The 13647-nt window shown below is 40.2% G+C and carries 13 protein-coding genes; 10 read left to right on the top strand and 3 right to left on the bottom strand.

All coding sequences use genetic code 11. The annotated features are described in order from the left end of the window. Positions 1-29 precede the first annotated feature (29 nt). From djlA to HUU81_RS03165, 3 genes are read right to left on the bottom strand one after another with little or no spacing between them, the layout of a single operon-like run. Positions 30-953, bottom strand: coding sequence for a co-chaperone DjlA (djlA, locus tag HUU81_RS03175; protein ID WP_199610830.1), 924 nt, complete (start codon positions 951-953; stop codon positions 30-32). A 30-nt stretch (positions 954-983) separates the two neighbouring features. Further along, positions 984-1664 (bottom strand): N-acetylmuramate alpha-1-phosphate uridylyltransferase MurU, encoded by a 681-nt coding sequence (murU, locus tag HUU81_RS03170; protein WP_199610829.1) that lies wholly within the window; start codon positions 1662-1664, stop codon positions 984-986. Further along, positions 1661-2704, bottom strand: a complete 1044-nt coding sequence (locus HUU81_RS03165; RefSeq protein WP_407644833.1) for an aminoglycoside phosphotransferase family protein — start codon at positions 2702-2704, stop codon at positions 1661-1663. The genes murU and HUU81_RS03165 overlap by 4 nt, the downstream gene beginning before the upstream one ends. A 237-nt stretch (positions 2705-2941) precedes the next feature. Here HUU81_RS03165 and lptD point away from each other — a divergent pair, with 237 nt between their 5' ends. From lptD to HUU81_RS03115, 10 genes are all read left to right on the top strand, one after another. Next, on the top strand, positions 2942-5248 hold the full coding sequence (gene lptD, locus HUU81_RS03160; RefSeq protein WP_199610828.1) for an LPS assembly protein LptD: 2307 nt from the start codon (positions 2942-2944) through the stop codon (positions 5246-5248). Between the two features lie 11 nt (positions 5249-5259). Next, on the top strand, positions 5260-6552 hold the full coding sequence (gene surA / locus HUU81_RS03155) for a peptidylprolyl isomerase SurA (RefSeq protein WP_199610827.1): 1293 nt from the start codon (positions 5260-5262) through the stop codon (positions 6550-6552). A 1-nt stretch (position 6553) separates the two neighbouring features. After that, positions 6554-7543 (top strand): 4-hydroxythreonine-4-phosphate dehydrogenase PdxA, encoded by a 990-nt coding sequence (gene pdxA, locus HUU81_RS03150; protein ID WP_199610826.1) that lies wholly within the window; start codon positions 6554-6556, stop codon positions 7541-7543. After that, on the top strand, positions 7540-8349 hold the full coding sequence (rsmA, locus tag HUU81_RS03145) for a 16S rRNA (adenine(1518)-N(6)/adenine(1519)-N(6))-dimethyltransferase RsmA (protein WP_199610825.1): 810 nt from the start codon (positions 7540-7542) through the stop codon (positions 8347-8349). Before pdxA ends, rsmA begins: the two co-directional genes overlap by 4 nt. 2 nt (positions 8350-8351) lie before the next feature. Beyond that, positions 8352-8744, top strand: a complete 393-nt coding sequence (apaG, locus tag HUU81_RS03140; RefSeq protein ID WP_199610824.1) for a Co2+/Mg2+ efflux protein ApaG — start codon at positions 8352-8354, stop codon at positions 8742-8744. Further along, positions 8744-9553, top strand: a complete 810-nt coding sequence (locus HUU81_RS03135; protein WP_199610823.1) for a symmetrical bis(5'-nucleosyl)-tetraphosphatase — start codon at positions 8744-8746, stop codon at positions 9551-9553. The genes apaG and HUU81_RS03135 overlap by 1 nt, the downstream gene beginning before the upstream one ends. Positions 9554-9683: 130 nt before the next feature. Next, entirely contained in the window at positions 9684-11702 is a 2019-nt protein-coding gene (locus tag HUU81_RS03130; protein WP_199610822.1) for a methyl-accepting chemotaxis protein, read from the top strand. 203 nt (positions 11703-11905) lie between these two features. After that, a complete protein-coding gene (locus HUU81_RS03125; RefSeq protein ID WP_199610821.1) occupies positions 11906-12052 on the top strand; it encodes a hypothetical protein in 147 nt (48 codons plus the stop codon). A gap of 65 nt (positions 12053-12117) precedes the next feature. Next, positions 12118-13146 (top strand): hypothetical protein, encoded by a 1029-nt coding sequence (locus tag HUU81_RS03120; RefSeq protein ID WP_199610820.1) that lies wholly within the window; start codon positions 12118-12120, stop codon positions 13144-13146. Then, positions 13143-13568 (top strand): hypothetical protein, encoded by a 426-nt coding sequence (locus HUU81_RS03115; protein ID WP_199610819.1) that lies wholly within the window; start codon positions 13143-13145, stop codon positions 13566-13568. Before HUU81_RS03120 ends, HUU81_RS03115 begins: the two co-directional genes overlap by 4 nt. Positions 13569-13647 lie beyond the last annotated feature (79 nt).

The following is a 13647-nucleotide window of genomic DNA, read 5'->3' as shown; positions in this document are numbered from 1 at the left end:
TATTGAGACGTGTTGACCGAATAAAACAGTTATCGATGTGACTTAATTAACTCGTAAGCTGATTGAATATCTTGCGTTTTTTGCTTAGCAATTTCCATCATTTGCTTTGGCAACCCTTTAGATACGAGCTTGTCTGGATGATGCTCTGCAATCAGTTTTCGATAAGCTCGTTTAAGCTCCTTGTCGCTACAGCTTTTATTCAGTCCTAATATCTTATACGCACTTTCAATAGCCGCTTGCGATGCGTATCCTGACTGTGAGTAATTATTAGCACGTTCCTGTTGTGATGATTGATGATGTGAGGATCGCTGATTGAAGGAACCTTGTTGTGAAGAATGCGAAGACTGCCTGTGTGAGTGTTGACGACGCGAAGAGGCTGCTTGCTGTTCTTGATGGAAACGATATTCTGCCTGCCAGCGCCGAATAATTTGCTCTAATTCGCCACTAGAGAAATTAAGCTGATGCGCAATTTCTTTTAATATGTCAGCTTCTTCACGCTGAATAACACCATCACAAAATGCAACCTGCACCTGAATTTCTAGGAACAACTGCACTAAATCGCGACGACCTGCAAAGTTATATTTAAATTCTTTTAAATGTTTGACCAAAGGAAAGCCCGCTAACTTTCCCTCTCTAAACGCTTGCTGTGCTTCTTCTCGCTGCTCACCTTGTAAGTTCATACTGTCCATTAACACGGTAGCCGCTTTAATATGAAGCTCTGTGACTCTACCTGTCGCTTTTGCTAAATGCCCCATTACGGCAAACGTGTTGTAGAAAAAGATCGCTTGCTTTTCATTCTCATCAAAATGAAATAATCGACTAAAGCCACCCGCCCGATCAAAATCATTTTTCATGCCTTTATCGAAAAGATGACCTAAATAAAGGCCTAACAGCGCACCAAACCATTTACCAAATAAAAAGCCGAAAAATGCACCGAGTACTTTTCCCCACATAGTGTTATTGCCTTGTTGCTGAATATTAAATTAATGATTAGTCAGTAATAGTTCCAACGCATTTAACCGTGCTGGTGTCCCTATGTCATACCAATGTCCGCTATATTTCTCGGCAGAGATTTTGTTTTGCTCCGCCCAAGTTTTAAGTAATGGCCCTAGTGCGGCTTTATTTGCTGACAAGTTTTTAAATAATGCGGGGTGATACACACCAATGCCGCTAAATGTAAGAGGGGAACTACCTAATAAAGTCAAACGGTCATCATCAATACTGAAGTCTCCATTCGGATTGTGCTCAGGGTTATTCACCATCACCAAATGTGCCATCGTGGTGTTAGCATCAACCTTCACCTTATTAACTAACGAGGCAAAATCAAAGTCAGTCCAAATATCGCTATTGATGACAATAAACGGTTCATTTCCTAGTAGAGATAATGCATTGGCAATGCCACCCGCAGTTTCCAGCGCGTGTTCACCTTCATTTGAGTAGCGAATTTTCACGCCAAATTGCTTACCATTTCCCAAATAATTTTGGATGATATCGCCAAGCCAAGAGATGTTAATAATGATCTCTTTTATACCTGCTGCTGCTAACCGTTCTAAATGGTATTCAATCAAGCTTTGTCCGCCAGCTTCAACTAACGGCTTAGGGCAATAATCGGTTAAAGGGCGTAATCGCTCTCCTCTTCCTGCTGCTAGAATCATTGCCTTCATGCGCTTTTCTCGTTCAATTTTATAGTATTAAGCTTAGGGAGTATGTCTTGTTCCAAAAACGCCGTAAATTGATCAAATGCCGGATATTTTTTAGCCACATCAATGATATAAGTGACAGTCCGTGGAATATCGTTTAAATAACTGGCCTTATGATCGCGATAATTTAATCTCGCAAAAATACCACTGGCTTTTAGATGACGTTGCATCCCCATAAGATCAAACCAGCGCTGGAAGGTAGCTTCAGAAATGTCTGCAGTAAGTTGGTTTTGTTCAATCAATAAATGACGAAAGTGACTCAGCAATTGCTCAACGGTTTCATCGGGCCATACAATATAGCAATCTCGTAATAAAGAAACGGCATCATACGTGATGGGACCTACAACAGCATCTTGATAATCGATAACACCGAGTTCGTTGTTTTCTAGCATCATTAAATTGCGTGAATGATAGTCTCGATGTACTCCCACTTGCGGCTGATTTAATGCATTTTCTTTTAATAAATGAAACGCATGATAAATCACATTACGCTGCGCTTCCGTTAAATCCATATTTAAATGATGCGGTAATAACCAATCCGTAAACAAATGCATTTCCCGAAGTAAAAGCTCACTATCGTACATCGGCAAATCACCTAATCCGGTGGTTTGTACTTGTTGAATATCCGGTAAAATAGCTAATGCATTTGTGTACAACTGCATAACATTATCATTCGTTAATTGTGGTAATAACAAATTATCACCAAAATCTTCTAAACACATAAAGCCTTGCTTTAAGTCGTATTCAATCAATGCGGGTACTCGCACCCCTTGCTTTAAATAAACTTTGGAAATGGCAACAAACGCCTCACTGTTCTCATGAGTAGGAGGTGCATCAACAGCTATTAGTGAGCTTCCATTATGAGTAAAGCGAAAATAACGGCGAAAACTGGCGTCGCCAGATACAGGAATTAATGAAATGGATTCAGTTTCAAACACAGTGCTTAACCAATCGCGTAACTGGGCGCGGCGGCTATCTGTAGGTTGTACTATTTGCGTACTCAAAATTATTGCTCTAATTTGAAATAGTTAGAATAACTAACACTATAACGAAAACACGTTATAGTAAAAAGTCAGGAAATGTAAATTTACTTAGCTAAGGCACAACGTCATTGAACTTTATTATGCACAGGGTTGTCTTTAGGTATTTAAAATAGAGTTTATATAAAAATTGCTATATCATTGCGCGGCTTACTGCATATTAAAAGAATATCGATTATTAAAATCTAAGGTTATTGAGCGTTGTTCGTAAAAAGCATAAAACATTGTGTTTCTCCAGTTGCACTTATTGTTGTGTCCTCCCTCACTGCAACCAAAGCTTATGCAAATGCACTTCAGTGCGAAATCGCTAAACCCAACATCACTATTATTAAACCCGACGTTGCTAACGCCATTAATATTTATTCAAATGAATCAAATATTCTAGAAGACAATTTAGCGTACTTTAAAGGTGATGTTTCAATCATACATAATGATACGCAATTACGTGCAGATACCGCCGAGTTCTCAAAGTTGTCTCAATCTATTAAAGCAAGCGGTAATATTATCTATACCGATGGCTTAACCTTTGTGACTAGCGCAGACTTTTCAGCCGATATTAAAAAAGACAGAGCCCAACTATTACAAGCAGATTACCTACTGGCCAATAATATTGGTCGGGGGCAAGCTTCGGCACTCACCATTTTAGATAAGCAAAACATTACTTTAGAAAATGCGAGTTTTACAACTTGCCCTAAAGGTGATGAAAGCTGGTTACTTGAATCTGAAAAAATCACTATTTCAACTGAAGATGGTTGGGGCACTGCGGAAAACTCCGTGTTGCGTTTGTTTGATACACCTGTTGTTTATATTCCTTATATCACGTTTCCAATTGATGAACGCCGCACGACAGGCTTTTTAAACCCAACCATCAGTTCATCGCTCAAACTAGGCGCAGAAATAGAAACCCCATTTTATTGGAATATTGCACCTAACTATGACGCAACCATCGCACCAAGATACATGTCTAAGCGTGGTTTACAGTTAATCTCTGAGTTTAGATTTCTTACCGAGCAACACCAAGGCCTTGTGCACGTTGAGTATTTGAATAAAGACAATGATGCACCATCGCTTGACCAACGTTATTTAACCCATTGGCAGCAAAAGTCAGACTTTAACGATAAATGGCGACTAAATATTGATTACACCAATGTAAGTGACGACAGCTACTTTGCAGACTTAGGCTCTGATTATGGTAACGCGACTGATACACACATTTATCAAGAAGCTGATCTCAGCTATTTTGGTACTGAAGTTGATGCACAAATTAAACTTCAATCATTTGAGATATTGGGTAATCACCAATCACCTTACAAGTATTTGCCTCAAATAAAGTTACAAAATACTAAACCCTTAGTGTTTTTAGACGCATTATCTGAATTTGACTTCAACTGGGAAGCAGAATACAGCCACTTTGAAAATAGTCGAGCATCGAATAGCTCCATTCCTATTTCTAGCGCCGATCGCTTTCATATTGAACCATCACTGCTCTATCAAAAGCAGGCACCTCAAGGCTCATTTTTATCAGAATTAAGTTTATTGTATAGCTATTACAACCAATCAGTTATCAATAATGTAGATAATGCAGAGCTAACCAATCCGTATGCTAGCAGCGTCAGCAGAACACTGCCAAAATTACGTATTAACACCAAACTGAACTTAGAACGCACAACAAGTTGGTTCAATAAAGAAGCATTACAAACTGTAGAGCCTCAGTTGCAGTATTTGTATATCCCTGAAAAAGATCAATCTAATATAGGACTATACGACACCGCACTCTTACAGGAAGATTACTTTGGCTTGTTCCGAGATCATCGCTTCAGTGGTTTAGATCGCATTGCCGGTGCAAACCAAATAACATTAGGTGCCACAACTAGGTTGTATGATAGCGACAATGAAGAATTGTTTAATTTAAGTATTGGTCAAATATTTTATTTAGATAACCAAACGCGTGACGTGATAAATAACCAAGAAATCACACAAGCAAGTAAATCGTTACTTGCAGCAGAATCGTTTTTTCACTGGCATAAACGTTGGTACATGTATGGTGGTGTGCAATATGATACAAATACTAAAGACTTAATTAAAAGCAACCTTACGCTTGATTATCGCAGTGAGAAAAATAAACTGGTTCAACTGAACCATCGGTACTCTCGCGAGGTCTCAGGTAATGAAATTGAACAAGTTGGGCTGCTAGCAAGTGCACCAATTAATGACTTGGTTCAATTTACTGGCAGTTACCATCGAGATTTAGTACACCATCGTAGTATCGAGAGTTATATTGGCTTGCAATATGAATCTTGCTGTTGGGCGTTGCAAATGAATGCATATCGCACCCTCAATACGAATTTAAGTACCACTAACGATTTAACTGGAAATGATGAATTTGATACAGGCATTAGTATAAGGTTTGTAATCAAAGGATTAGGTGATACCCGTAAGACAAGCGCCACTGAAATGCTTAATAGAGGCATTTTTGGCTATCGTCGTCCTTATTTTTTAAATAACTAATTATTAAGAATATGAAGAAGTTAATATTAATTTTAAGTGCTGTTGTTGCGTTAGCGGTAACCTCGAATGCACATGCTGAAAAGAAAATGCTAGATCAAGTGGTCGCAATTGTAGATCAAAATGTCATTTTACAGTCTGAAGTAGATGCATTAATTCATAATGTAAAAGCCAATGCCGCATTAAAAGGCCAATCTCTACCAAGCGATCGGGTATTACGCACTCAAGCGATTGAACGTTTAATAAATAGCAGCTTACAAGTGCAAATTGCTGATCGTATGGGACTACAAATTTCAGATGCACAGCTTGACCAAACCATCGCTAACATCGCCGCTCAAGACAATATGACCGTTGAAGAGTTAAAACAAGATGTTGAAAAACGCGGTGAGAACTTTGAAAAGTATCGCGAAAATGTACGCGAAGAAATCGTTATTAGTGAAGTAAGACGCGGTAGCGTGCAGCGCCGTGTATATGTAAGCCTACAAGAGGTGGACTCACTATTAAAGCTGATGGCGAAACACGGCCAAACCAACGAAGAGTTTCATATTGGCCATATTCTTATCGACTTCCCAAGCCAGCCAGACGCTAAACAAGTTGAAGAAGCCAAAGATCGTGCGCAAAAAGTACTAGACTTATTAAATAACGGTTCAGACTTTAAACGCATCGCTATTACCTCTTCAGGTGGTGCTAAGGCATTAGAAGGTGGTGATATGGGTTGGTTAAATGAAAATGAAATGCCTACATTATTTGCTGAAGCGATCAAGGGCAAAAAGAAAGGCGATATTATAGGTCCATTCCGCTCTGGTGCAGGTTTCCACATTCTTACCATTTTTGATATTCGTGGCCGTGAAGTGGTAGAAATTAAAGAAGTGAACGCAAGACACATTCTTGTTAAGCCATCGGTCATTTTAAGCGAAGAAAAAGCCAAGCAAACATTGATGGACGCTAAAAAACAAATTGAAAGCGGTGATGCTGAATTTGCAGCACTAGCCAAAGAGCTGTCTGAAGACCCGGGTTCAGCGCTGAAAGGTGGTGAGTTAGGCTTTGCTGAGCCGTCAAAATATGTGCCTGCATTTAAGAATGCTATTGAACGCTTAGAATCAGGCCAAATCAGTGAACCGTTTAGAAGTTCACACGGTTGGCACATTGTTGAAGTATTAGAAAAACGCACTCAAGATGCGACAGAAATTGCGAAAAAAGACAAAGCCTACCGTATTATCTTTAATCGTAAATTTGCAGAAGAGTCAGCTAGTTGGTTACGCGAATTACGCGGCCAAGCTTACATTGAAATTTTAGAAAACGAATAGCATGACATTACGCATTGCAATTACTCCGGGCGAGCCTGCTGGCATCGGCCCGGATCTTGTCATTCAAATCGCACAGCAAAGTTGGCCAGTTGAGTTAGTTGTTTGCAGTAATAAACAATTACTCGTTCAACGCGCTCAACAGCTTAACTTGCCACTCACCATTTTCGATTATCAACCCGACCAAGCTGCAAAACCTCAAGCAGCAGGTACTATTACCCTGTGTGACTTTGCTACTCAAGATGAAGTAATCACAGGTCAGCTGAACGAAAATAATAGCGAGTATGTGTTAAACACCTTAAAGTTTGTTAGTGAAAAAAACATGCGCGGCGACTTTGATGCCGTTGTTACAGGGCCTGTACACAAAGGTATTATTAATAAAGCGGGTATCGCCTTTAGTGGTCACACTGAGTTTTTCGCTCTGCAAGCAAATATTCCCGACGTTGTTATGTTGTTGGCTACCGAAGGGTTAAGAGTCGCGTTAGCAACTACGCACATTCCCCTTGCGTATGTATCTAAAGCCATTACAGAAGAGCGGCTGACTAAAGTACTTAATATTCTTAATGACGACCTGCAATCTAAGTTTGCGATTGCACATCCATGCATTTACGTTTGTGGGTTGAATCCTCACGCAGGGGAAGACGGCCACCTAGGCCGAGAAGAAATTGATTTAATTATCCCTACTCTTGATAAACTCAGAGAGCAAGGGATGAATTTAATCGGCCCTCTACCTGCAGACACCCTGTTTCAAGAAAAGTATTTGCAACATGCTGATGCAGTATTAACCATGTATCACGACCAAGGCTTACCTGTCTTAAAGTACAAAGGCTTTGGCGCATCAGTCAATATTACACTAGGCTTACCTTTTATCCGAACTTCCGTCGATCACGGCACTGCACTAGATTTAGCAGGAACAGGTAAAGCCGATCCGGGCAGCTTTTTAGTCGCCATCAACGAAGCCATTTCACTGGCAACGAAAAAGAGTCAAACATGAGCGATAACGTACACTTAGGGCATCGCGCCCGTAAACGCTTTGGTCAAAACTTCCTTCACGACCAAAGTATTATCAACCATATTGTTGCGGCCATTAACCCGCAACCTGATGAAGTATTAGTAGAGATAGGCCCAGGCCTAGGCGCAATTACCGAGCCCGTTGCCGATCTTACCAACCATCTAAACGTGGTAGAGCTAGATAAAGATTTAGTTGAGCGCCTGAACAATCACCCTGAATTATCGAAGAAGTTATCGGTATATCAATCTGATGCGCTGAAATTTGATTTTTCGCAGCTAATACCTGCAGAAGGCAAAATGAAAGTGTTTGGCAACCTACCATACAATATCTCAACGCCTTTATTATTCCACCTTTTTAACTTTGCAGACCACATAGAGCATATGCACTTTATGTTACAAAAAGAAGTGGTTAAACGCATGGCTGCTGCACCAGGTTCTAAAGCCTTTGGCCGACTGTCTGTGATGACCCAATACTATTGTAATGTAATCCCTGTAGTAGATGTACCACCAGAATGCTTCAAGCCAGCTCCAAAGGTTGACTCTGCTGTTGTACGCTTAGTACCAAAGCCAGCCAACGAACTAACCGCTAAAAGCACTAAGCTACTTAACCAAGTATGCACAGAAGCATTTAATATGCGTAGAAAGACCCTTCGTAACTGTTTGAAAAATATTATGACCAGTGAAGACCTAGAAGCGTTAGATATTTCTCCATCAATTCGCCCTGAAAGTGTCTCTTTACAGCAGTTTATTACCATTGCGAACTGGCTACATGACAAAAAAGAACAATGATAATGGAAGCATTAGACAACTTTTCAAAAGCATTAAGTATTCAAATAAAAACTGAGTATATTGCTAGCCAATCTAATTTAGACAAAGACAGGTATGTTTTTGCCTACACCATTACAATTGCGAATCACGGTGATAAACCGGCTCAATTACTCAGTCGGTACTGGCTAATTAGCGACACCAACGGAAAAAAAATTGAGGTAAGAGGCGACGGGGTTGTTGGCGAGCAGCCTATTATTGCCCCATCTTCACAGTATACCTATAGCAGTGGCTCGGTGCTGGAAACACCTGTTGGTACAATGGAAGGGTATTATGTAATGCAAGATATGGAGTCTAGCGAACAATTTAAACTTAACATCCCTATTTTTCGCCTTGCTCAACCTAATATTTTAAATTAATGGCAACCTATTTTATTGGTGATATTCAGGGTTGCTTTAACGAATTACAAGCAATTCTTGAACGCGTACAATTTTGTCCGGATAAGGATGAAATATGGTTTACGGGCGATCTTGTTGCAAGAGGGCCCGATTCCTTAGCCGTACTTAATTTTGTGCGTTCATTAGGATCTGCCGCAAAAGTTGTACTAGGAAATCACGACCTACATCTTATCGCTATTTATGAAGGCATTAAAAAACCTAAAAAAAGCGACAAGTTAAACGCACTATTAGCTGCTGAAAATTTAGATGAGCTGATTACTTGGCTGAGATCTCAGCCACTCATTCAATACAGCCAAACTCAGCAAATAGTCATGACCCACGCCGGAATTTCACCACAGTGGTCAATTGCTCAAGCATTACAGCATGCAACATGGGCGAGTGATATTATTAAAGGGCCTGATGCTTATCCCTATCTGGCGGACATGTACCACAATACCCCAGCGTTATGGGATGAGTCACTTGAGCAACACGCATTGTTTCGCTACACCATCAATAGTTTCACCCGTATGCGTTACTGTAATCCAGACATGTCGCTAAACCTCACCTGTAAATCTTCGCCTGATCAAGCTGATAAAAACCTGATACCTTGGTTTGAATTTAGTAAGCACAACATAGGCGAACATACACTGGTTTTTGGCCACTGGGCAGCGTTAATGGGTAAAACTGAGCTTAAAAACATGATTGCGCTTGATACAGGCTGCGTTTGGGGCAACCATTTAACGCTCTATCGTCTTGAAGATAAACAGTATTTTACATTGGATGCATTTTAACCAAAACACAGCCAAAAAATTATGATAAATTACCCGCTGTCTCAAAAATATTGCTAAACGTTTCTTTGCGTTAGGCGATAACCATAACAGACAACTTTTATATTTAAATTCAAGGTATTGTGAGGAATTTATGAATTTGACCGTAGCCAATCGTATTTGGGGTGGATTCTTATTCATCTCTTTGTTGTTATTGTTTATTGGCGCCTCGTCATTAACGACATTAGATGATATTGCCGAATCAACTCAGCAAGTTAATGAAAAGTCCATTCCAGCGCTTACAACCAGTTCAACATTACAAGTTGAATTTGTAAAAATGGGACGGGTTGCAGTTGAAAGTTATCACACTCAAGAAATTGCGGAACTTGATCGATTAAAGAAAGATTTCCAGCAAGAACAAGAGCGATTCAATATCGCCGCAGATCGTTTAGAAACAGTCATTAAAGACCTCCCCTCACTGAGATCTAACCTTCAAGCCACTAAAGATACCTATAAAAGTTTTACTAGCAATGTTAATCAACTAACTGACTCTCACCGCCTTGATTTAGAGTTAAGAAATGAACTCATTAGTAAGTTAGAAAACTTAGAAGAAGCAGCTGACGACGGCGCTTCACTGGCGCTCGACTTCACTGATTTAGATGACGCCAATGCACGCTTTCCTGCCGCCGTAAGTGCAGCATTAGAATTAGAGACTAGCTTAAACTCCATCGTAACTATTGCAACCGACCTAGTAAACGCAAAAGCACCACATAGTGTTTCAACCATCACCAAGGAAATTAGCTTTGCAACTGACACCATCGTTGAAAAAATGGATGCGATCACTACCAACACCAAAGGTAAAGATACGGATGGCGTTGTCGATGATTTGACCGAAACAATGATAACACTGCGCCAACTGTTAAATGGTAACGACTCAATTGTAGAACTGAAAAACCAACGACTAACAGCACAAGCGAACGCTCAATCAAAGTTAAACGCCTCAGAAAAAAATATCACCGAAGCTATTGCTGAATTAAATGATTTAGTTGACCAAGCCAAGGATATTGCGGAAAAAATTCAAGACCAAGTTAATGATGATGTAAGCTCGGGTAATATTCAAAATATTATCGTGATGATTGTGTCAGTGACTATTGCCGCTGGCATTGCATACTGGACAGTACACAGCATTACTGAACCATTAGAAGAAGTGAATAACGCATTAGCAGTTGTTGCTTCAGGCGATATGACACATAAAATCACAGTAACTAGAAAAGACGAGTTTGGCCGCTTAGCGAATAACTGTAATACCTTGATTGAAAGCCTAAGAGACTTAATTCAAGGCATTATTTCCCGCTCTACACAGCTAGCAGCTGCATCCGAAGAAACATCTGCAATTACTAAAGAATCTAGCACTGCAATTCAAGAGCAGCGCTCTCAGGTTGAACAAGCGGCTACCGCTACGACGGAAATGAGCAGTACTTCAGTTGGCGTAACGCACAGTGCAAATGAAGCATTAGTAGAAATAAAGAATGCAGATAAAGAAGCTGACCGCGTCAAAAAAATTGGTGAAACAAACAAAGATACCATCCTAATGTTATCCAATGAAGTTGATGAAGCGTCACGTGTTATTCACAAACTGAATCAAGATAGTGCGTCAATTGGTGGCATCTTAGATGTGATCCGCGGAATTGCAGAGCAAACAAACTTATTGGCACTGAATGCAGCAATTGAAGCCGCACGCGCTGGTGAACAAGGGCGAGGTTTTGCGGTAGTTGCTGACGAAGTACGCTCTTTGGCAAGCAAAACACAAGACTCTACCCAAGAAATTCAATCAATGATCCAAGTGCTACAGCAAGGTGCCGAAGAAGCCGTAGAAGTTATGGCTAAGGGTAAACAACAAACTGTAACCTGTGTTGAACAGTCTGAAACTGCTGCTGAAGCACTAGAATCAATCACTCATGCTGTACACCGTGCCCATGACGTTAGTGAACAAATTGCCAGCGCAGCACAAGAACAAAGCCAAGTGTCTGGTGAAATTAGTGAACGCCTTGAGTCAATTGTGGCAATTGCAGAACAAACGGCAAGCGGCGCAGAACAAACGGAACAGTCAAGCCACGAAGTAGCAAGGTTAGCTGAAGAGTTAAGACAATCAGTAGACGCGTTTAAAGTGTAGCGTCAATTAATACAGCAAAACATATCCGGTGCAACATGCATCGGATATGTGATTTATGATGGAAACGCCTGAACTCAAATAGTTAGGCATAAAATCTAACAAACCTGCAAGACACGTTCATAAAAACATTGAAATAAATAAACCTTATGTTAACATCCTGTCGCTAAAATATTACAACCACCACTATAACAACGGAATGTGACATGAGAGACAGCATTTTGGAAGCATTCAGTGGCTCACGTATTCGTGCTAAAGCAGATGCTACCTCAAGTGTAAATTGGGAATTAAACGTTGCAGCACAGATTCCGCCTTCTGAGATTGCCTACGCAAACTGGTTGCTATTCCGTTAACAGATGCACAACGCCAAGCGTTACCACGAGAAATTAAACTACGGCTACATAGTGACAATTGGTGTTTGATCCCTCACAACAACGTTGAACTGTTTCGTTATCGTCGTCATTGTCAGTTCTGGGTGTTGAATAAAAAGCAGTGGTATAAAACTACTTTTTCTGACTTTAAGCGCCAAAGCCGTGATACACAGCGCATTCTATTGGCGCCATTTCAACCTCAATTCAGCTATTATGCAGAAAATGCCAGCACTTCTACTCAGAAAAAGCGCGGCTTGACTCAGCGTGAAGTTCAGCAGTTTTTCCACCATGTACCCGAGTCAGAACCCGTACAACCTACGGTTTATATCAGTTATCCAAGCAATGGCAGCGTTATTACCTTTACGGATAACAAAGCCCACAACGCAGAGCGGCGGGTAGCCGCAAGAGGCTCAGTCAGTGCCTCTCAATGGGTTAACTTAACATGGGAAGGACCTAGCTCAAGTGATGCCGTGGTTGATATAGGCAAAAGACCCTATATGCATGGCGCAATGAGCTGGTCGAAAGAGATATATTTAAGCCCAGGGAAATACACCTTAACCGCAAAAGCTGGCCAGATGACACAAGTAAGCCACTTTGAGGTAATCGCAGAAAACGGTAATGAAAAAATTTCAATCCCCATAGGTATCTACGCTGATGAAAAAGGTGTTTATGGTTACTTACCTAAGCCAGGAAGGCGCTACTCAAGTGAGTTATATGACTTTTCAGATATTGAGTTTGTGCAACGAAATAGAAAAATTCGCCTTGATTATTTGTTAGGCTCAAACGTTTTAGAAAAAGCGATCAGTAAAATGCGTAACGAAGGAGCTTCTTCAGAACAAATAGCAAGTAGAGTTGTATGGCAACGGAACTCTCAGAAAGTTGAAGCAAGGAGCTTAATGACGCAGCAAGAGGTTGATATACTCGAAAGTGGAAATATTAAGAGGTATGGTGATCCAGTAGGACCTACACCCCAGCAGTTATTTGAAAAATATAATGATTGGGATCTGGTGATTGAAAAGTCAATGAAGAAAGATCCAGAGATTAATATGTTATTAGGGATACAAAGCACAAAATGATACTTGAAAAATTTAATCATATAAATGAAAACATATTATGTGACTTAGGAGAAGTTGGTTATCAAGAGATTAAGGCGAATTCCCATAATGAAAAACTAAGGGGAATAGGAGCTATTATTGATAATATGCTCATTGCTTTTGCGGTTGTAGATGAGAAGCTACAATTAGTAATTGATGGAGAGGTATTTGATACTGAAAACCTTTCATTTGAATATGCTCATAACGCTAACTCAACTACAACGTTTTCAGTAACAGGTAGTGAGATGAAGAAATCAATTACTTATCCATCATGGTGGTGTCATTCTCCGATACCAGTCGTGGCGTTTGAGGCTGATGATGACGAAGAGGATTTTTGTGCATATATAATTCTAATGATGCAATCAAGTAAGCGTATTGAACAAATCTGTAAAAAATACAGTTAGAGTTTTTAGTTGATACATGATGCAGGGGAAGACAACGTGTAAGAAATTAACTTCCCTGAACAGACCACCCACAGTTAAA

The organism is Flocculibacter collagenilyticus, assembly GCF_016469335.1.
Lineage (GTDB): Bacteria > Pseudomonadota > Gammaproteobacteria > Enterobacterales > Alteromonadaceae > Flocculibacter > Flocculibacter collagenilyticus.
This window is presented reverse-complemented; position numbering and strand designations above follow the sequence as displayed.